We start from the raw sequence: 19,053 nt of genomic DNA on the forward strand, positions 1-19,053 counted from the left end.
CGAGTCCGGCGATCCTCCTAAAGGATATGAAGCGGGTCCGACAGACCCGGCCGATGGAGGCTGCCGACGTGGTCGCGGTTCATGAGGCGTGACGGACTCATCACCTGTGTCTGGTTAGTTTGCGCTCGCACTGAGGCGCACGACCTCGACCCACGGGTCAACCCGCCCAGAGATCTTTCGGGACGGAACGCCCTACGAAGAGACCTGCGACAGATAGCCAAATCTGCGCGGAACTGCTGGAGCCGCCACCTGGCTAGACGCCGGCGACATAGGCGGTAAGGAAGTGGACGCCGTGGCGGTCGAGGTTGCCGCGGGCCCTGTCGTAGTGCTCGGTGGTTCTGGGGTCCGCATGCCGGGCGAGGATCTGCGCGTCCCGAAGTGGCACGCCGGCGTCCAGGGCGTTGGTGATAGCGGCGTGCCGTAGCGAGTGGGGACTGATGTGCCGAGGGATCCGCGCGATCTTCGCGATGCGCTGCACCATCCGGTAGACGTCACGCCGGTCGATGGGTTTGCCGGAGACCGGTCGCAGGATCAGCGGCCCGGTGGTGCGCTGACCGCGGCACGCTTCCAGGACCCGAAGGACGGGGACCGTCAGCGGCGTGGTGGCGGGCTTGTTGCCCTTGCCGACCAGGTGCAGCACCCGATGGCCGCGCAGGACATCGGTGTAGTCCTCGATCCGCACGGCTGCCGCTTCGGAGGCCCGTAGGGCGTTGATGCCCAGGAGGTAGGCCAGTGCGCCATGGTGGACGGTGATGGTCTGGGCGACCTGGAGGAAGCGGATCAACTCCAGCCGGTCCAGGCCCTGGGTCCGGGATTCGTCCCGGTGGACCTTCGGCAGCCGGGCGTACACGGCCGGGTCGGCCGGGATGGTGCCGTCGATGTGCGCGAACCGGAAGTACCCCCGGACGGCGTGCATCATCGTGTTGACCGAGGAGTCCATCAGGCCGGCCTCTGCGAGCTCGCGGATGTAGAGCTCGACGTGGGCCCGCTGTACACCGACCAACGGGTCAAGATCATTCGACTCGCACCAGGTGAACCAGCGGCCCAGTTGTGCCCGGTATAGGGCGTGCGTGGCTCCGGAGTACCGGGCCAGGAACGAGACCGCCGCGAGGTGTGCGGGGCTCATCGAGGACGGCTGGAACGGCAGGATCGTCTCGGAGCTGGTTGTGGTGGACATGGTCGTCTCCTGCGGCGACCTCGTTGCGCCACTGTCGACGCCCGCCGCCAGCGCGACGAGGCACTCACCCCAACGACGCTAAGCCGAATTCAGGACCCGCCCGGCGATGAGACCTGTGACGGAGCCTTGGCGACCGTTCTCGTCAGACGGACCAGCGGGCTGAGGGGCATAGGGTCAGTCGGCATGGATGCCGACCAGCCAGGTCTCTTTCAGTTGCCGGACCACGAGCCGCAGGTCCGTCCCCAGCCGCCGCGGCGCGGTAAGAACCGACAGGTATGGGAGCTGACCGCCACCGCGGAGGTCACCGTCACTGATGCTTCTGCCCTGCAGGAGGCGGCGCGGGCGGACGAGGGCGTCCTGATCGCCGCCTCGGGTGGTGACCTCGGCGTCGAGGAGGCCGAGTCTGAGGCAGCGGATGCGGCGCCCGGCGATGACGTCTTCGATGCACTTGCTTGGCTGATCTGGCCCAGTCATGGGCTGGAGGGGGCGCTCGAGGCCGGCGCCCTGCGGATCCTGTCCGTGAAGAGCGAGGCCAGCGGCGACTCTGTCGATCACGGGACGGCCACGTGGAGCGTCACGGCCAAGCTCACTGACGTGGAGGTGCTGCGCCGGTTGGCCGTTCAGGCATCCCCGGACGAGGCAGCGCAGATCTCGGCCAGCCTGGCGGTAGCCTGGCAGAGGGCAGCCGACCCGTTTGCGCCGCTGCGCTCGATCTCCGGCATCACCTGGAAGCCGGGGCGAGTCGTCGTCGAGCACCTCCCTGCCAGGGCCGGCCGGAACCACTGAAGCGCAGCGAGCTGGACTCCCTCTCCAAGGCCGCTCCCGTCCAGACGTTCTCGCGGCGCATTGACGCGGCCCGAGGCAGACTGCCTTCATGGAAACGACTTGGACCATCGCCGAACTCGAAGACGAGCTCGAGCGGTTCGAACAGGCAGCCCGCGCAGCAGGCCTAAAGGAGGACTCCGTACGGACGTACGTTGGCCGCTCACGGATCTTCGTACGGTGGCTCGCCCTGAGTTTGGTCATTTCGTTAGTGCGTGACCTCACCGGTGATGGAGGGCGTCGAGGAGGGCCTGCTTGTCGGCGGGGATCTGGGGCGGGAAGGTCTGCCGGCTGGCGTTGATCGCGATGGTGGCCGAGCGCAGCGGCCGGAGCTGGCGGATCACGTTGCGGATGGCCAGGCCGGTTCGGTTCTGGATCTCGCGTGAGATGGCCAGGGCGGTGAAGACGATGGTCAGGTGGGCCTCGATCGCGTCGCGTTTTCTGGCGAACAGTGGGCGGGCGCGAAGGTCTGTCTTGGACATCCGGAAGGAGGTCTCGACCTGCCAGAGGTCGTGGTAGGAGGAGATGACCTCGCGGGCGGGCATGATGCTGGCCGGGATGTTGGTGACATAGCCCTTCAGACCGACCAGGCGGCGGGCCCTGGCCAGGGCCGCCTCGTCCAGCCTGGGGGCGCCCTGGCCCTTCTTCACGAACCGCGGGGTGCGGGCGGCTTTCTCGCCGGCGACGACGGCTTTGGCCTTGTTCTCCTGGAGGGTCAGGGTCTTCGTATCCCGGGCAGCCCGTTTGGCCGAGTAGGCCCACACGGCCCGCCAGGAGACCTCGTGCTCGGCGGGGTCCCACACCGGCTCGGCCCGCTTCTTGACGTCGTTAACGGCCCGAGCGCGCGTGGTGGACACCCGCGGGGTGATGGTGTCGATGACCTGGCCATCGGTGAACGCATCGCCGTGCCAGCGGAAGTGGGAGGCCAGGTCGATCGGTGCCTTGGTCATCCTCGAGCCGACGATGAACCGCAGGTTGGCCGCGTCCAGTTCTTTGAGGTTGTCCGCAGAGAGCATCCCGGCGTCGGCGACGACGACCATGTCGGCCACGGAGTGCCGGGCCTGGAAGGCCTTGACGATCGGCACGATCGTGGCCGTTTCTGCCTTGTCTCCCTCGAAGCAGCCGATCTCCAGCGGGAACCCACCCCGGTCGACCAGCAGGCCGACCACGATCTGTGGGTCCACCCTGCGTTCCTTGGAGTAGCCGACCTTGCGCAGGTCGTCCTCCTTCTCGGCCTCGAAGTACAGGGTCGTGACGTCGTACATGATCAGCGAGACGTCCCCGGTGCTGACCGCGTGCTCGAAGCAGGCCCCGGCGACCAGGTCGCGGTACCCGCGTTCCTGCGCGCGGGCCAGGGTGCGCCCCATCGTCTTGTAGCTCGCCGCTTCTTGGCCCAGGTCGCCCAGCACCCGCGCGACATCCAGCAGCGAGGTCGGCTCCACCACCCGGGCGATCACCAGATCGGCGAACACCTCATCACCGACCACGTCGAACCCCAGCTGGGCGTACACCGCGGTCAGAGCCTCGAAGAGCACCCGGCTGTCCGTGCCGACCACCCGGCCAGAAGCATCCCGGACCTTCGGCGACGCTGGGGCGGGCGTGTCGAACAGCGCCGGTTCAGGAGCCGGTCGCACCAGCGACGCCGCCACCGGCGCTGGTTCCACGTCCAGCTCCAGAGTGCCCTGCGCAGGGTTCTCGAGTAGCTCCCGGGCCCGGGCCAGCAGCACCCCAAGCTCGGCCTCGGTGTGCGCAGACCCAAGGTGCTTGACGATCCGCTGCCGCCCCTGGGCGTACTCGGCGATCTGCACGGCCGTCGCCCCCGACTTGGTCGGCACCCGCCTGATGAACGCCACACCAGGAGGCTAGACGCATCCGATTAGTGCGTGAAACACCACCACCCGAAACACAACACCGCAGGTCAGCAGCCCGAGGCCCTGCGAGGACGCACTACCTGTCCAAACTCAGGACGTACGTTGGCCGCTCACGGATCTTCGTACGGTGGCTCGCGGGTGACTACCAGTTTCAGGGACCGCGATAGGGGCGGCGAACGACGCACGCTCGCCCGTCAAGGCATCCGAGTTAACGCGGCGGTAGGACGCAGGCTCGAAAGACCGGGTTCGGTCCGGGTACAACTGGTCGAGAGTTGTCGGCGGACTTGTCAGGGCGGTCGACGACCGCGCACGCCACTGGCCGACGTGCCTTTCCGTGGCCTCGTTGACGGTGGCTCGTACGATCTGCTCATGACCAAGCGCATCTCGACAGAGGCCTACCAGGCACTTCGCGACGCGCTGGCTGTAGTGACTTGGTACAAGCGACCCTTCCAGGCGCTCGTGACCATGTCGCTGCGCGACAGCCCTGAGTTGGTCGCTGGCCTGAACTTCTCCGAAACCAAGCGCGCCGTCGCCGATGAGCTTGTGCGGCGGCTGGTCACTCAGGAGAGCCGGTACCAGGACGTAGCCATCCGCTTCATGCTGGAGATCGCTGCTATGACCAAGTTCTCGGACATCGAGCAGTTGCCTGAGCCGGATCGTGCAACGCGGCTGGCCGACGCTCGAGCTGCCGTGGCGCACCTCCAAAGGCTCACCGAGCAGTTCAGCGTCCGTCTGCAGGAACAGGAACGGTTGCAGGCCGAGCGCGAGGCGAACGAGGTTCAGGCCGAAGCGTTGCGCCGCTTCGAAGACGACGTGGCCGCGCTCAGGGACCGCTTTCTCGAGCTTCAGGGAGCCACAGATCCGCGTCAGCGTGGCTACGACTTCGAGTCCCTACTCTCCGACCTTTTCAAGCTCTATGACATGGAGCCGAGGCTGGCTTACCACCTTGAGACCGAACAGATCGACGGCTCACTGAGTTTCGACACGGACGACTACATTTTGGAGGCGAAATGGATCGCCGAGCCGGTCTCGCGGGAGACAGCTGACGCCTTCGCGGCGAAGGTCAGGCGCAAGGGCAAGAACGCCCTTGGGCTCTTCGTGGCGGTCAACGGACTGTCGTCTTCTGCGCGCGCAACCTACCGGGAGTCCACCCCATTCATCATGATGGACGGCGTAGACGTCTACCTGGTGCTGGAAGGGCGGGTCCGCCTCGACGATGTGCTGCGGACCAAGCGGCGCCACGCCAACGAGACAGGCTCCTGCTACCTGCCGGCGTCAGCGATCGTCTCGGGGCTCTGAGCTAGCGGTTGTGACTTGCGGCGGAATGACGCGGGTCGCCTGGTCGACCAGCCCATGGACACGAATCAGGTCCCTCGTAGTCGCTGCCGAGTGAGCAGAGTCAGTTTCTGTTGTGTCCCAACGATCGCGCATGGAGCACGTCCTTCCAGTACGACTCGCGCTCCAGGATGTGGCCGTCGTCGGTACGCATCGACCAGTACTCGAGGAGTGCAAACCGCATGTTGGTGCGGTAGTACTCGTCGCCCATCTCCTCGAGGTGCGCCTTTAGCCCGGCGTTGCCACCGTGCAGCGTGGTCGCATAAGTCGTCCAGCGTTGCCAGATGCCTGTGTCGCCGTACGCGGAGCCGACATACCGTTGTACGGTCTGCTTGTCGTGGATGACGTACACGCCCTTCATGCTCTCCAGCGCGATCCGCCAGTCGGCCCGAGCCTGGCTGACGACCGCCTGTAGGTCGGCAAGGCTGTGATTGATCCGATCGTGCCCCGGGAAGGGGTCACCGGCGAACGGTTCCTCGAGGATCGACGAGACCGTCATCGCGGGTAGGGCAGACTCCATCTTCTGGCGAATGTTCCGACCCGACCTCTTGTGGCGGACCCAGAGGCGGCGGATGAACGGGCCCAGCAGGTCCTCACGGAGCGCCACCGTGTACGAATGTGCCTGCTGCTCGGGCCTTCGTTCCAGGACCTCCTAGATCCCGCCGAAGAGCCAGAGGGTCGCGTCGTGCTTGTCCTGGGCCATCGAGAAGATGAACTCGCGATTGAAGTCGTTCTTGACGCTTCGCCACGAGTTCCACTCCTGCCACTCCTCGTGGTTGGTCGCCAAAACGTCAATCGGATGCTTGATCTGGTTCCAGACGGCGAAGTGGACCTTGTGCTGCTTCGGATCGAAGTCCCCGGGCAGTAGACAGGTCAGCGGGATGGCCTTCATGAGGAGGCCTAAGCCGGGTGCGCATCGAGAAGATCGTGGTTCGAGCGCGGCACCACGACGCTCTCACCGACACGCTTTGACGCGGACACAGCCAAGCGTTCACAAGCGGTCCGGGTAGTTACAGGGTCAGTCGGTCTGCACCAGCAACTCGCGCGGTTCACAACTGATGTGGATCCAACCCTCCCGCCGTGCCGCCGCGACTTCGTCGTCCGGCGGACCAATGGTCAGTTCAAGGTCGCGGGCCCGGGCAACCAGGGCGCACACGACGGCGTCGCACACGTCGTCACTGACGAACCGGGAGAGCAGGCTGTCGTCGGCGGTGAGGAACGCGAAGTTGGACCGCAGCTCGGGCCAGGTCTGTTTTGCCTTCCCGAGTCCCCACGCGGCCAAAGCCGCTGAAGGATAGGTCTCGCACACCGTTCCATCTAGACCCGCCCGGTCGACCCGGACACCGCGGGAAACCAACTGGGCCTCGACCAACACCCACATCGCAGCGGTCGCCCCGAGCAATTGGAACGACGCTGGAAGGGGGACGCGTCTTGATTCGGGGATCGTCAGTCAAGAACCGATCAGTGCGCCGCTGCGCTACCTCCCCTCCCGGGTTCGCCACTTCTCCCAGGCCGCTGCAGCCGGCATGGCCTGGGCGGGTAGCGGCGCGTGGTGTCGATCAGCCATGAGGGCGACGAAGAGGTCTGGCCAACCGAATGGCACGTCTACCGCCCACCTGTTCGTCTTGTGCTCGGCGATCAGAGGCGCGATGTCTGCTGCGGGGAGTGGGTGGCGCACGTCGACGACGCGCGCCTCATCTGGGATCGACCAGTCGATGGCGACGGCAGCTGTCTTGGCCTTGTTCGTGGAGACGTCAAGCCCCCAGCTGAGCGCGCTCATGACCAACATTCTCCTTGCTCGGCGGCTCTTCGCGACCCGCGCCGGTCGAGGCGGTATGGCTCGCGTGCGCGGCAACGGACGGACGGGCGTAGCCGTCGTCCACGGCGGCTGCTACCCCTTCAAGTCAGGTCCCCGGCTCAGCACACGGGTCGGTGATGCGGGGCATACGGAGACGCCACGACAATGCGATTCAACCATCATTGATTGCAATGGAACTTGCCGCGAGTTTGTCTTTGAAATCGAGAAGGTGGTCCCCGTCGATCACGATTGGTTCGCCCTTGGCGAACCAATTTAGGACCTCGGTCTTGGCGCTGTGCTCAGAAGAGGCGATACCTTGTCGATGCACAATATCGTGCCGGACGTGCCGTAGATCCCCGAAGACGGTATTGAGGACATTTGACTTGTCAACGCCCGCGACCTTGGCGATGCGGGCCCGGACGTCATCTTCCCACGCTTGGTAAATCGCGACGACCCAATCACGCCCCAAACGATTGAAGGCATCACCACCCCGAGTCAGTTTTTCAAGCGTCTCCTTGCGATGCCACTCAGCCAATATCCGTGCATCTGCGGCATTCGGGTCGCCCCTCCCCATGATTATTCGGGGGTCGGGATTGGCCGGGTGAACAGGACGTCTCTTGATGTCCTCGACTGCTAACCCAAGCCCCCTCTGAGCCCAAGTCAGAGTCGCGATGGATTCATTAACCTCGACGCGTAGGTCCTGGAGAATGTCGTCCAATCCTGTGTCCATGGTTCGAGCGTAGTTGACGAGGCATGGCGAACAGTGGTCGGGCGAGCCGCTGTATACCTGCCGCGGAAACTCGCCGTACATGCATGGCATGCGGAGAGTCGCAAGGGCGCGCCGCCCAAGTGTCTACACTGCCCGCCGCCAGCGCGACCGAGGCTGTCGACGCCCACGACGCTACGCCGCCAGGACCGCCTCCTGGTCGCGGCGGAATGACGCATGTCCGCAACACTGTGCTGGAGTGCGGGCTACTGCTCGTTACACGATGTGTTGGTCGGGGCTTCCGGGTCATCGATCGTCAGATTGCCGTGCACGTCGATGTGCGCGTAGACAGGCTGATTGGTGAACGTCGTGGGTGTACCGCTTACGCGCAGCATCGTGTTGCCGTGACCCGCCTCCCCTGGGACCCCAATCTCGATGAAGAGGTCTTCGTACTCAGCGGCATAAAGTTGCTCGAACAGTTCGAGGTCCGTGACCGACCAGAGTTCTTCAAGGTCTTCGTCTAGCGCCGCACCGACAGCAGCTCGTCGCTCGTCCCAGTAGCCGTCGTTGACGAAGAAGCGTAGGAATCGCGACGGCGTCATGCCGGTAAGAAGATCGCGGACTGAGTCGCGGGAGACAACGCCGGCACCGCATGCAATTGGGTCGATCCAGGGGCCCGTGTCGGCCGCGGCCAATAGAACGCGCAGCACCCAGTCCGGGCCATAATCGAAGGCGACGTAGACCTGGTGCTCACCGGCGTAGTCTATGACGCGAGTCAGCCACTTGATTCGCCGCACCGTCGCCCCCGAATACCTGATGGAACCCGATGGGAAGACCGCCCGGCCCACTCGCATGGAAACCAACGAGTCGACTTGACTCTGTGTGAAGTCGCTGTCGACGTGAGCGAGCCGAGACGGTCTTGGCATCTCAACCAAGCTCTCTCCGGCGTAGGCGGCACTCGCTTCCGACGTCAGGCTCTGAAGAAGGGAGCGGATCCAGACACACAGAACGGCCACGCGTGCTGCAGCGAGGCTGGTCCCAGGGGTCGACTGCCCGGCGGGATCAGTGCCGTCCGCGGCAAGGGTTGGCTTGGGCCCGTCGACGGTACCGCGGCCGGAGCAATCAAGTGGCAGGCCGTTCGAGCCGCACGCGGCGACTGAGATGACACTCCGTGCACATGCGAGGTCGCTCAGCGTTCCCGGGCCCGGCCCCCAGTTCCCCGCGGCGGCCACCACGATCCGGTTCTTGTCGCGCAAGAACCGGGTGGCGTACGCCAGCGCGTCCGCCTCGGGATCGCGTGACCGAGTGACGGCCAGGCTGAGGCGATACACGTGAGCATTGTTGGCCTTGGCCGCGTCTAGTGCGTGGAGGATCTTGAGCCTAGCCCGCGGGTACCGCGGCCAGCTCCGTAGAACTTCAAACCGCGCCCCCGGTGGATCGCCGGTGGGCCAGGCCACGAAGGGGAGTCCCCGGAAAACGATCCCACCTTGGGTGATGTCGTACGGGTCGCCGTCTTGTGGGACCGGAGGCTCGGCCAGCAGGTGCACGTCGAAGTGCTTAGCCATGATGCACACCTCTCTCCCCACGAGGCTGCACGCATAGGGCAGCCTGGAGTCGTCACTCGTCAGGCTTGAACGTGACCTTGGCGGCATGCGCCTTCGCACGGCTTGCTTCGCCACCCAGGACCAAGCTGATCTTGCCTTCCATGGTGGTCTCGAACGCGACCACGACGGTCGCTTCGGACAGCACGTAGTCGGCATCGAGGACCGCGATGGCTGCTTCGATGACAGCAAGCGCGTTCGTAAGTTCATCGTCAACGTACGCGGCACCGACCGCATCGCTGGGTTCCATCGTGAGCGAGATCGTGGTCGTGTCCTTGATACCGCCACCGCCGCCCAACTTCACCAGTTTCAAGTCGATCTCTCCGGATGCCTTCTTCTCCAGCACCGTCTCCAAGTCGACACCGAGTTTGGTGACGCGCATGCCCAAGTCGCCTATCCGACCAGTCGACTGGGCAACGGCTGCTTGCAGGTCTCGGATGACGGCACGGACCTCTTCAGACGCACTCATCGATCTCCCCCGTTCTCGCGAGCAGCTACCGCGATGAACTCACGGCCCCGTGTCTGGCACGCGCACCCGTGCTGCGTGTGCTGTTCAGGGTGGCGCTGGCCCGACGGCGTTGTCAAGCGTTGGCATCTGCAACGGGTGAGCCGACCGTTTCGCGGCGGTAGGACGCACTCGTCGCGGACGCCCGGCCCTCGGTAGAGTCGGATCCAGCAACTCCTAGAGTTCCCCTCGAGGGTCGATCCAGCCGGGTGAAGGGTGCCAGGACAGCCCTCTCGTGGGATCGAGAACGTCGTTGGTCAGTGGTTCCACGGGGCGAGCAGACACGAGATAAAAGCCTCGGGGTGCTTGGGTCGACAGCTTGAACACCTCCATGTGGCTGATGGAGGCGTCGTTTTCGTAGATGACGGACTGGAGCGAGTCCAGGATTCCTTTGACCAAATTGTCGGCGTCTTTATCACGATTCTTCGCGCCCAAGACACAGACCACACGCAGGCACACTTGCGTGCAGGCCGGCCAAGAGCAGTTGGACGGATACATCGAGGCAAGGCCGGAACGGATGCGCGATTTCCTCTCGCGGAGGGCCCCAGCATCTGTCTGTGCGGTGAAGGGATCGATGGGGAGTTGCACGCTGACGGGCAGGCCTGAAGGGTCAAAGTCACATGTGGTGCACGGTCGTTCTGCCAGCCAGGTCGCCTTCGACAGATAGGTGGCATGGAGGCGGCTTCGGCCATCGAGTGTGCTCGTGAAGGATGTGGCACCGGCGGTAAGGAGACTCTCGACGACTAGGCTATTGAGCTCGCCGGGCTCTTGCTCGTCATGCCGCCCGAGCGTGAGTTGGTAGGAGATGCGTGCCTGCCTCAGCCGGTTCTCAGCGACAGTCCACCGGTGGTCATCGTGGTCGTTAGCGAGCGCTTCTCGCAGGTGCGTCACGAAGTGGCTCTCAGACATGTTTGGTCACCGCCGACGGGGTAGGGGCTGGCTGCCTGGCGCGTTCTCGCTGACGGGAGAGCTCAGTCCGGCGTGTCTTACGGGCGGCAATGAGGGCCCGGTCTGCGTCGGGGCCTTTGCCTCGGCGCGCACGTTCATGAAGCGGTCCCCCTGTAAGGTGATCCCGGGCACCAGACGAGTAGCTGGCGCGTGCAGCGCACGGGCTCTCCGAGGCGTCGGCGATGGGGAGCCGGCAGTCCTGGCAGTAGACGTCCAACGCTTGAATATTCACCTCTGGGAGCCGCAGGAGCCGCCGGACAGCGGCTTGCTTGGCTTGTGCTGGAGTCACGGGTAGGAGGGCTGCGACAACCCACCGATGTTGCGAGTCCTCGTCGACAGCGAGTCCGCCCTGGTTGCCAGTCCCGAGGTCCCGAGTCGGCCGTCGGGGCAAGCTTCGTCGAGCTCTCGACTGAGATGGCGAGAGACCTGGAAGGTTCGATTCTGTCTGCATATCGGCGATGCGCATGTGCCGACCCTAAGGAGGGCCACTGACAGACCTAATCGTCAAGGACGTGGCCGGGGCGCCGGGATCGTTGCTGGCCAGCCCGACGGGATAGGAGCCTTGCGCGGTGCTCTTCGACGAGGATGGTGCTGGTCGTGGTGGGCATGGTCATTTCCAGGGGCGCCCTCGCTATGGGCCCGGCTGGCGCCAGCCAGCGCAAGGAGGCCCCGATCCGAGGACGCCACGCCGTCCGGGCAAGCCCCCCTGGCGGCGTTATGACGCGCCTTGCCTGACGGGTACGGCGAGCGGTCTGCGGCAGAACCGGATGTCTTGCGGTGATCATCTCGGCCCCCAGCGGGCGTGTTGCCGGGCCTGTCTGAACCGGGTGGTTACCGCAGGCCGAGGAGCCGGGCTCCGATGGCGTCGTTGAGCCGCGTGGGCAGGACTGTGTTCATGGTGACCATCGCTCGGGCCTGGGCCCCGGCGGCGTAGCGAGCACGAGGGCGGCGCGCGGTCAGCGCCTGCTCGACCACCCGGGCTACGACGTCCGGCGGCACGGTGCGGGCCTGGAGCGTGCTGACCAGCTTGAGCATGCCGCTGATGTGTTGTGCGTAGAGCTCGCGGTGGTTGGCCGTCATGCCCTGCTCCATGGCATGGAGCAATGGCTGGATCTGTTGCCACGGGCCGGTGTCGGTGGGGCCGGGCTCTACGACGGACACGTCGATGTGCCAGGGCCGGAGCTCGACCCGGAGCACGTCCGCGACTGCTTCCACCGCGAACTTCGACGCGCAGTAGGCGCCCTCCATGGGCACCGGTGCCCGGCCGCCGGTGGAGGAGATGAAGACGATCCGGCCGCCGCCGGTACGGATCTGCGGCAGTACGGCCTGCGTGACGGCGACCTGGCCAAAGAGGTTGACCTCGAACTGGCGGCGAAGGTCTGGGACGGACACGGTCTCGATCGGGCCGAGCACCCCGATGCCGGCGTTGTTGACGAGGGCGTCCAGCCGGTCGGGCAGGTTGTCGGCCAGGGCGGCGACGTGCGCCTCGTCGGTGATGTCGAGCAGGACCCTCGTGATGCCGCGGTCCTCGCGCCCCAGGCCCTCCCCGGTGATTTCCTCGCGCACGCCGGCGAACACGGTCCATCCGGCGCAGGCCAGTCGCAGCGCGATGGCCTCGCCTATCCCGCGACCGGCTCCGGTGACCAGGACCGATGGCATGGGGAACATCCTTTCCGGCAGGCGCCCCGCCTCACCCGTCACACTACTCACGTAGTGGCACGGCGTCACTACTCATATAGTGCTCAGATGAGATCGTTGCGGGACCGTGCCCTCGATGCCGCCATCGAGTTGGTGGGCACCCAGGGCCTGAAGGCCTTGACCCACCGCCGGATCGACGAGCGGGCCGACCTCCCGCCGGGGTCCACGTCCAACTACTTCCGGACGCGCGACGCCCTCCTTCGTGGGGTGGCGGACGCCATCCTCGAGCGGGAGATCTCTGGGATGCGAGCCACGTTCGCCCCGCAGTCGGCCGAGGAGCTCCTCGAGGCCATGGTGGCGCTCCTGGACCGCACCACCGAGGACCAGCGCACACTGACCAGCGCACGGCTGGTCCTCTTCATGGAGGCGAGCCACAATCCCGCCTTGCGTGAGAGCCTCGGACGGGGTCGGGCAACCTTTGAGGCCGCCCTGCAGGGGGCACTTGCAGAGCTGGGCGCCACGGACCCGGTTGCGGCGACCCGGGCCATGATGGCGTGCGCGGAGGGACTGATCCTGCATCGCGTCGCCCGCCACGACGACAGCGACATCCGGCCGGTCCTCGAGCTCGTCGTCCGCGCCGTCCTGGCCTGAAGGCGTTCGTGACCCACCAGCGAACGAAGGCGACCACCGTTCCGACGCTCGTTGGCCTGGCGCACGGGTCGCGCAGGCAAAACGCTCCGGCCGCGCGACCCGCGGCATGAGCGTGCCCGTCGCCCTTCGCTTGGTTTGGCTGTCCGGCTCCAGGATCTGGTGCGTTCAGTCGACGTCTTCAGCGCCCTTTTCCCTCGGCGGTCTCCAAGCAACCCATTCGCGGAGGATGCGGCGAAGCGGAGTAGAGGCCACAGACCGACCAGTGATGGATACACGGAGAGGCACTCTAGGTGCGTTGCCGAGAACGTACGGGGTACATAACCCCGTACGCACCCCGTACGCACGGCGACGGAGTACGTCAGCGCAGGTCAGGGTGCGTACGGGGAGAGGTTCAAGGAAGTTGCGCCAATGCCGCGCACGGCCTATCTATCAGCCCCCGAACCCAGCCCCGTACTCGCCGGGGTGATCCAGACGGAGTGAGCCTTGATCCACCGACCCGGGGTGAGGTCTGCTGTTGCGGTGGTGGCTGAGGGTGGGGCGGGCTGAGGGCGGCGTGGTGAGCCTGCCGGTCTGCGCCGGCTCTTCCACGTCGGGTTCCTCGGGTCGTGCCCGTTTCGGGGCTGGGTGGTCAGATCGTGGTGGCCGGTGGGGGTCCGGTCGCGGCGGTGTGGAGCGCGGTCCAGCGCCCGGCCCAGGGCCAGTGCGTGGGTAGGTGCAGGATCAGCCGGCGGCCGGTGGCGGCGATCCGGGCGGGTACGTTGATGATCTTCCGGCGCAGGGTCGCCCACCGGGCGGTGGCCATGTCGGCGGCGACAGCGGATGCGCCGGCGATGTTGAACGCGACCGCGGCCATGGCGACCCAGGCCGCGTTCGCCGCGTACTTCCCTGAGGGCAGGTTGCGCCAGGGGCCCGTCCTTGAGCTCGGCGACGACCTGCTCGACGACCGCGTGCCCCCGGTGGTGTTGATCGGCCTCGATGGTGCCCAGGTCGGAGTTGGTGATGAACGCGTGGTGGCATTAGGCAGCGAACAGCTCACCCTGCGCGTTGCCGTCCCCGGCCAGGGGCTGGAGCCGTCTGACCCGGCGCACGATCAACCGGCAGGGCACGTGCTCGGCCCTGCGGCGGGAGGTGAACGCAACGAAGGGCACCTCGGCGACCTCGGCGTCGGAGACCCACCGCTGCTCGGCCTTCATCCCAGGCCGCGTTGGGGTACTTGATCGGGGTCCAGCGTCCTCATCGATGGCCGCGGTGGCCGCCTTGGCCTGTGGGGTCCATCCGCACGGTCACCGAGAACCACACGCCGTGGCGCCAGGCGGTTCCGACGAAGGCGTGGCCGTAGTGCGCCGAGTCCGCCCGGCACAGCACCCGGCCGCTCACGCCCGCGCCGCGGGCGGTCGTGATGGCCGGGGCGAGGAGCCGGCCGGCGCCGGCGGGCGAGGCGACGTTCCCGCGCCGCCGCAGCCGCGCCCGGACGATCACCGGCGCCGCCACCACCGTGGAGAGCGTGGCGAGCTGGACGTTCAGCCCCCACACCGGAGTAGCCGTACGCCGCGGGCGGCCAGCGGCTCACGAGACGCATGAGCTCTACCGGTAGCCGGTCCGTCACGGCGCTCACCGGCCAGTGGTGATGTCGATGGCGCCATCGGCGTCGTCGCCGCGCTCGCACTCCCGCTGGCACACTCGTCTGCGCCGCTCCCATTCATCGCCGCTCTGCTCCTCGCCATCGGCACAAGTCCGGGTTCCGGTGCCGATGTCTCGTTCGTCGGACTGCAGTGAGCAAGACAGCCACGGCTCCTCGCCTTCCACCACTTCGTGCGGCGCGGGAGAGCGGCCGGATGATGGCTATCCGGTCTCAGTTTCAGTGTCCGCAAGTGAGTCGTCTGCATCCGCTGGGAGGGGACGAAGCACCCGTTTGTCGTACTTCAGGGTTTCCATGAGTTCATCGACGATCTGCTCACCGCGGCCGGCGCGGATGGCTTCCCCGACGTGCCTCTCGAGATGGTGGCGGAACACCTCGCGACTGGTGCCCTCAAGCATGCCCTGCACCGCGGCGAGCTGCTTCATGATGTCGGGGCACCAGGCGTCGGCTTCGACCATCTTCACGATGCCTTCGAGGTGGCCGCGCGCGGTCTTGAGCCGATTGATCGTCCGCCGGTGGTAGTCGACGTCCGAACCCTGCCCACCGCGACTGTTGTCGACTAGGCCGGCGCCTGGTGGCTGCCCTTGGCTCTGGCTCACTGTGACACTCCATCTCGTTCGGGTCTCTGGCTCAGGACTACCGGAGCCACGGTCAGTTCCGGGGGGCGGCGAGGCGGTGGAAGACGGTCGCGGCAGCACCGGTGATGGCGATCAGCCAGGACAGCGTGAGGACGAGTCCGACTGTCTCGTTGAAGTTGGGGGTGAACGCGCCATCGACGAGGACACGGACCGCGCCGTAGGCGGGCATCCACGCCGCCCAGGAGGGTGGTGCGGCGTCGAACATGACGTTCTGGGCGAGGCCGACGTCCAGGAACGGAAGCAGGAACATCAGGTAGAGGCCGCCGAGGCGCCCGACGAGTGGGCCGATGACTACGCCGATCATCCCGTAAGTGAGGGCGATCGCGAAGGTGGCCAGTGCAAAGGTCACCCAGACCTTGGGAGCGAAGCTGAAGGCGGTGACAGCCAACGACACGGCGCTAACCAACGCTGCGGCCAGAGTGACGACCCCGAGGCGAGCGGTGAGCACCTCGCGGGGACGGAAGCCGGCGATCACCAGCCGGCGGTCGCCCTCGGCTGATCCGAGCACCACGAAAAGGCCCGCCAGCCCGGTCAGGAACGCGACGGTGATCGCGACCATGATCGCGCCGTGGACGTCGACCATGGAGAGCACGGTGACCGACCGCTGACCACCCTCGGCCAGCTCCACGGGGGCGGGATCGTCGGGGGTGGTGGCGATGGACAGTGTGATGAAGAAGATCGGTAAACCAACCAGCAGTACCCACAGTGCGCGGTTGCGGCGGTACTCGCGCCAGGCGAATCGCAGCCCGTACCGCAGCCGCGACCACGACGACGCGGACGCGCGGGCGCGAGCTGGTCGGGTGGTGGCGACCAGGGCGACGAACGCCAACGCCAGTCCGCCGATCGTCCATGTCAGCGAGGCCCCGAGGTCGCCGAGAGGGCCGGCGTGCCCGGTGGAGGCGTCGAGCATGACAAGGGTGGGGAAGTGCGCGGGGAAGACCCGGTTGACCAGGGAGTCCGCGTTGCCCATGCCCGGCCCGAGGAACACGTCGAACATCCAGACGAAGATCAGCAGGAGCGACCCGTTCACCTCCGAGCGCACCAGTGCCCCGATCGTGGCGCCGATCCCGAGATAGATGACAGCGAACATCCCGGTCGCGAGGACTGCTCGCGCTGGATCGGCGACGTCGGTCCGCACCGCCAGCGCGAGCAGAGCCCCGGCGGCCGCCACGGCCGCCAGCAGCAACGACGAGGCCAGCCGCGCGGTGACCACCGAGGCGGTGGCCGAACCCGCCGAGGCAATCCGGTGGTCGGCATCGCGCGAGCCGGCGACGTGGAAGAAGCCGGCGACGCCCGCGAGGAGGGCGGCTGCCCAGCCCGCGGTGGCGGCCTCGAGCTGCCCGAATGTCGTCTCGGCGCCCAGGATGCGGCCGAAGTCGGCCAGTGCACCGGCGGACAGGGCCACGAACACCACCGGCACCGCCGCAAGCAGCACGAGGTTGAGCGGTCGCCGGGCGTACTCGAGCAGGTAGCGCCAGGTCGCGAGTCCCGTCAGAGTTGCTGTCGGTGTGCTCATCGCGGCACCGTCTTACCGTCAACCAGGTCGTAGATGCGGTCGAACCGTTCGACGTCGGTGATGAAGTGGCTGATGATCAACAGGCTGCGACCGGCGTCGCGGCGGTCGCGGGTGAGTTCCCAGAACCGCTGGTAGGTGTCCCAGTCGAACCCGGCGTAGGGCTCGTCGAGCAGGAGCAGCTCGGGGTCGGGTAGTAGTGCGAGTCCGAGGTTGAGCTTGGCCCGGGTTCCGCCTGACAGTTCCTCGACGCGGGCGGTGCGCCACTCCGCGAACCCCAGGGTTGCGTAGATGTCCTCGCGCGAGGCCTTCATATTAGGTTCGGCCATCCCATAGGCCCGCCCGAACAACTCGAAGTGCTCGTCGCAGGTCAGACGCTCGTAAAGCACCGGATCTTGGGGGCAGAAGCCCACGAGCCCGGTGTGGAGAACGGTGCCGGCGTCCCGGTCGAGGGCCCCGACCAGGATCTTCATCAGCGTGGACTTGCCCGACCCGTTCTCCCCGACGAGCCCGACCACCTCGCCGCGCCGCAGTCGTAGCTCGGCGCCGTTCAGCACCGGCTTCACGCGCCGGCGGGGCCACCACCCGGTGCGGTACGCCTTGGCGATTCCAGTGGCCTCGAGCACGGCCGCTGGATCCGACATTGACGTGCTGGGGGGCCGGAGGAGTGCACTGGTGGGGGTCATCGGTTCCTCCCTCTCGGGGTCGACGTCGCCGCCGCCTCAAACTGACTCACCGCAATAGTACCACCCCACCTGGGGTGGGGGAGCGGGTCCAAGGTCCCATCTCCTTCATCGACCTGCCTTATACAGCGGGTCCTGTCAGTGGGCTTGGAGCGGGAACTCGAGGTGTGCTGGCCGGGGCAGACCGTGAGGACCTCGCCGGCGACTCCGACGCACACCGGGGGCGTCCTGACACGAAGCCACGTGTCGCCTGCCATGAGCATGGGACCGCTGTAGCCGGTTTTCTGCCAGCTTCATGGGACCACCTGGATTGCCAGTCATGGGACCACCCGGCGCGTCTTGCTGGTGGTCTCCTCGATGGCCCGTTTGATCGCTGTGTCAGCTTCGTCGACGCGGAGGTCACCGGGCGTGGGGTTCAGGGAGGTCAGCGTGATTGAGGTCAGAGAGGTGCTGCGGGGCTGGCTCGACGGAGCAGGCTTGCGGACGGTCGCGGAGCGGGCGGGGGTGGACCGCAAGACCGCCCGCCGTTATGTCCAGGCCGCCCAGGCCACCGGGCTGGAGCGGTCGGCGGGGCTGGCGGCGGTCGACGACCAGCTGGTCGGCGCGGTCGTGGCGGCGGTGCGTCCGGTCCGCCCGAACGGTCACGGCGCCGCCTGGGAAGCACTGCTGGCGCGCGAGGAGCAGATCCGGGCGTGGGTGGCTGGGGATGGCAAGGATCAGAAGCCGCTGTCGGTCGTGAAGATCGAGGAGCTCCTCGCCCGGCAGGGCTGCGTGGTGCCGTACCGGACGCTGCACCGCTTCGCGACCGAGCGGTGCGGGTACCGGGCCAAGGACACCACCGTCCTAGGATGGCTTTACGCCATACCGATGCGAAGTTTCGACGGAGACCCCTTCTGGATGCTTCCTGTTTCGACCTGGGCGAACACCGAACTCCGAAGAATGGTGCGACCGAAGTCCATCGGGACCTAATATGGTGAGGAGCGTTCCGGGCGGGAACGGACCGAGAAGCACTCCTCTTGCCCAAGCCGCGAACTCACCAGTTGGCCTAACTCAGGCCACTTTGGCGACAAAAGTCCGAGATGTGATCGTTGTAGTAGTGGCCCCGTTTGTCGTCCCCGCGATTTTGCTCGTTTTCACGCGCCTGAATCAGGCACCCACGGTTCAAGATGCTTTCTCAATAACTGATTTGGCCTTCGGCTTCGTGGCTGTCTCTATTGCCGGGACGGCCCGTGCTGTCGCTACGAAGTCTGATGCTTGGATGGCCTTCGCCGTGGGATCGGTAGTAGTCATTTGCCTACAGACCGCAATCGCCATTTCGAGCGACAACATATCTCAAGCCAACCTGCTGGCGACAACCATCCTGAGTCAGGGCGATTCGGTCGGTGCCGCCAGCGCGGAGATTCAGGGCCTTGCCACCGACTTTGAACAGACGCAGCCGGTACTCCTGCAATGGGTCATATGTTTGCTTACGCGCATCGGAATCATGATAACTTCGTTCGAACTCATCAGGAGGGAGCAGTGACGCGTA

22 protein-coding genes are annotated in these 19,053 nt (G+C 66.3%); 6 read left to right on the forward strand and 16 right to left on the reverse strand.

Annotated elements, in window-relative coordinates; translation table 11 throughout:
• Positions 1–253 precede the first annotated feature (253 nt).
• Positions 254–1,177 (reverse strand): tyrosine-type recombinase/integrase, encoded by a 924-nt coding sequence (locus E3Z34_RS14220; RefSeq protein WP_134774130.1) that lies wholly within the window; start codon positions 1,175–1,177, stop codon positions 254–256.
• A 183-nt stretch (positions 1,178–1,360) separates the two neighbouring features.
• On the opposite strand from E3Z34_RS14220, the gene E3Z34_RS14225 reads away from it, so the two are divergent.
• Positions 1,361–1,963, forward strand: a complete 603-nt coding sequence (locus tag E3Z34_RS14225) for a hypothetical protein (protein ID WP_134774131.1) — start codon at positions 1,361–1,363, stop codon at positions 1,961–1,963.
• 257 nt (positions 1,964–2,220) lie between these two features.
• Here E3Z34_RS14225 and E3Z34_RS14230 read toward each other — a convergent pair whose 3' ends face one another.
• Positions 2,221–3,852 carry an IS1634 family transposase gene (locus tag E3Z34_RS14230; protein WP_134772099.1) on the reverse strand — a complete coding sequence of 544 codons (1,632 nt, stop codon included), beginning with the start codon at positions 3,850–3,852 and terminating at the stop codon, positions 2,221–2,223.
• 387 nt (positions 3,853–4,239) lie between these two features.
• Here E3Z34_RS14230 and E3Z34_RS14235 point away from each other — a divergent pair, with 387 nt between their 5' ends.
• The gene (locus E3Z34_RS14235) at positions 4,240–5,169 is read left to right on the forward strand and encodes a restriction endonuclease (RefSeq protein WP_134774132.1); all 930 of its coding nucleotides are present in this window, start codon (positions 4,240–4,242) and stop codon (positions 5,167–5,169) included.
• 100 nt (positions 5,170–5,269) lie between these two features.
• Here the strand turns inward: E3Z34_RS14235 and E3Z34_RS14240 are convergent, their stop codons facing one another.
• The 9 genes from E3Z34_RS14240 to E3Z34_RS14275 all read right to left on the reverse strand — a co-directional run bounded on the left by E3Z34_RS14240 (position 5,270) and on the right by E3Z34_RS14275 (position 12,422).
• Complete coding sequence (locus E3Z34_RS14240) at positions 5,270–5,812, reverse strand: GIY-YIG nuclease family protein (RefSeq protein WP_134774133.1); 543 nt, start codon at positions 5,810–5,812, stop codon at positions 5,270–5,272.
• Positions 5,813–5,857: 45 nt separating this feature from the next.
• Positions 5,858–6,097: a hypothetical protein gene (locus E3Z34_RS14245; protein WP_134774134.1), complete on the reverse strand. Its 240-nt coding sequence runs from the start codon at positions 6,095–6,097 to the stop codon at positions 5,858–5,860.
• Positions 6,098–6,223: 126 nt separating this feature from the next.
• Positions 6,224–6,577 carry a DUF429 domain-containing protein gene (locus tag E3Z34_RS14250; RefSeq protein ID WP_158288691.1) on the reverse strand — a complete coding sequence of 118 codons (354 nt, stop codon included), beginning with the start codon at positions 6,575–6,577 and terminating at the stop codon, positions 6,224–6,226.
• A gap of 105 nt (positions 6,578–6,682) precedes the next feature.
• Positions 6,683–6,985, reverse strand: coding sequence for a DUF429 domain-containing protein (locus E3Z34_RS14255; protein ID WP_158288692.1), 303 nt, complete (start codon positions 6,983–6,985; stop codon positions 6,683–6,685).
• A gap of 190 nt (positions 6,986–7,175) precedes the next feature.
• Positions 7,176–7,733, reverse strand: a complete 558-nt coding sequence (locus tag E3Z34_RS14260; protein WP_134774137.1) for a hypothetical protein — start codon at positions 7,731–7,733, stop codon at positions 7,176–7,178.
• A 242-nt stretch (positions 7,734–7,975) separates the two neighbouring features.
• Positions 7,976–9,274 carry a S8 family serine peptidase gene (locus E3Z34_RS14265; RefSeq protein WP_158288693.1) on the reverse strand — a complete coding sequence of 433 codons (1,299 nt, stop codon included), beginning with the start codon at positions 9,272–9,274 and terminating at the stop codon, positions 7,976–7,978.
• Between the two features lie 52 nt (positions 9,275–9,326).
• Positions 9,327–9,779: a hypothetical protein gene (locus E3Z34_RS17760; protein WP_158288694.1), complete on the reverse strand. Its 453-nt coding sequence runs from the start codon at positions 9,777–9,779 to the stop codon at positions 9,327–9,329.
• A 213-nt stretch (positions 9,780–9,992) separates the two neighbouring features.
• Entirely contained in the window at positions 9,993–10,724 is a 732-nt protein-coding gene (locus E3Z34_RS14270) for a RusA family crossover junction endodeoxyribonuclease (protein ID WP_134774139.1), read from the reverse strand.
• Between the two features lie 870 nt (positions 10,725–11,594).
• Complete coding sequence (locus E3Z34_RS14275; protein ID WP_134774140.1) at positions 11,595–12,422, reverse strand: SDR family oxidoreductase; 828 nt, start codon at positions 12,420–12,422, stop codon at positions 11,595–11,597.
• A gap of 87 nt (positions 12,423–12,509) precedes the next feature.
• Between E3Z34_RS14275 and E3Z34_RS14280 the strand changes: the two genes are divergently transcribed.
• On the forward strand, positions 12,510–13,052 hold the full coding sequence (locus E3Z34_RS14280) for a TetR/AcrR family transcriptional regulator (RefSeq protein WP_134774141.1): 543 nt from the start codon (positions 12,510–12,512) through the stop codon (positions 13,050–13,052).
• A gap of 628 nt (positions 13,053–13,680) precedes the next feature.
• Here the strand turns inward: E3Z34_RS14280 and E3Z34_RS19145 are convergent.
• Entirely contained in the window at positions 13,681–13,905 is a 225-nt protein-coding gene (locus tag E3Z34_RS19145; RefSeq protein ID WP_238695194.1) for a hypothetical protein, read from the reverse strand.
• Between E3Z34_RS19145 and E3Z34_RS19150 the strand changes: the two genes are divergently transcribed.
• A complete protein-coding gene (locus E3Z34_RS19150; protein ID WP_238695195.1) occupies positions 13,904–14,269 on the forward strand; it encodes a hypothetical protein in 366 nt (121 codons plus the stop codon). The two genes, E3Z34_RS19145 and E3Z34_RS19150, sit on opposite strands and share 2 nt — an antisense overlap.
• A gap of 16 nt (positions 14,270–14,285) precedes the next feature.
• On the opposite strand, the gene E3Z34_RS14290 is transcribed toward E3Z34_RS19150, so the two are convergent.
• The 4 genes from E3Z34_RS14290 to E3Z34_RS14305 all read right to left on the reverse strand — a co-directional run bounded on the left by E3Z34_RS14290 (position 14,286) and on the right by E3Z34_RS14305 (position 17,528).
• Positions 14,286–14,585: a hypothetical protein gene (locus tag E3Z34_RS14290; RefSeq protein ID WP_134774143.1), complete on the reverse strand. Its 300-nt coding sequence runs from the start codon at positions 14,583–14,585 to the stop codon at positions 14,286–14,288.
• A 309-nt stretch (positions 14,586–14,894) separates the two neighbouring features.
• Positions 14,895–15,290, reverse strand: a complete 396-nt coding sequence (locus E3Z34_RS14295) for a metal-sensitive transcriptional regulator (protein ID WP_158288696.1) — start codon at positions 15,288–15,290, stop codon at positions 14,895–14,897.
• A 52-nt stretch (positions 15,291–15,342) separates the two neighbouring features.
• The gene (locus E3Z34_RS14300; protein WP_134774145.1) at positions 15,343–16,845 is read right to left on the reverse strand and encodes an ABC transporter permease; all 1,503 of its coding nucleotides are present in this window, start codon (positions 16,843–16,845) and stop codon (positions 15,343–15,345) included.
• Complete coding sequence (locus E3Z34_RS14305; RefSeq protein WP_134774146.1) at positions 16,842–17,528, reverse strand: ATP-binding cassette domain-containing protein; 687 nt, start codon at positions 17,526–17,528, stop codon at positions 16,842–16,844. The genes E3Z34_RS14300 and E3Z34_RS14305 overlap by 4 nt, the downstream gene beginning before the upstream one ends.
• Before the next feature lie 405 nt (positions 17,529–17,933).
• Here E3Z34_RS14305 and E3Z34_RS14310 point away from each other — a divergent pair, with 405 nt between their 5' ends.
• Both E3Z34_RS14310 and E3Z34_RS14315 read left to right on the forward strand, forming a co-directional pair.
• Positions 17,934–18,494, forward strand: coding sequence for a hypothetical protein (locus E3Z34_RS14310; protein ID WP_238695196.1), 561 nt, complete (start codon positions 17,934–17,936; stop codon positions 18,492–18,494).
• 127 nt (positions 18,495–18,621) lie between these two features.
• Complete coding sequence (locus E3Z34_RS14315) at positions 18,622–19,047, forward strand: hypothetical protein (protein ID WP_134774147.1); 426 nt, start codon at positions 18,622–18,624, stop codon at positions 19,045–19,047.
• Positions 19,048–19,053: the final 6 nt, after the last annotated feature.

It is taken from the genome of Ornithinimicrobium flavum (genome assembly GCF_004526345.1).
Lineage (GTDB): Bacteria > Actinomycetota > Actinomycetes > Actinomycetales > Dermatophilaceae > Ornithinicoccus > Ornithinicoccus flavus.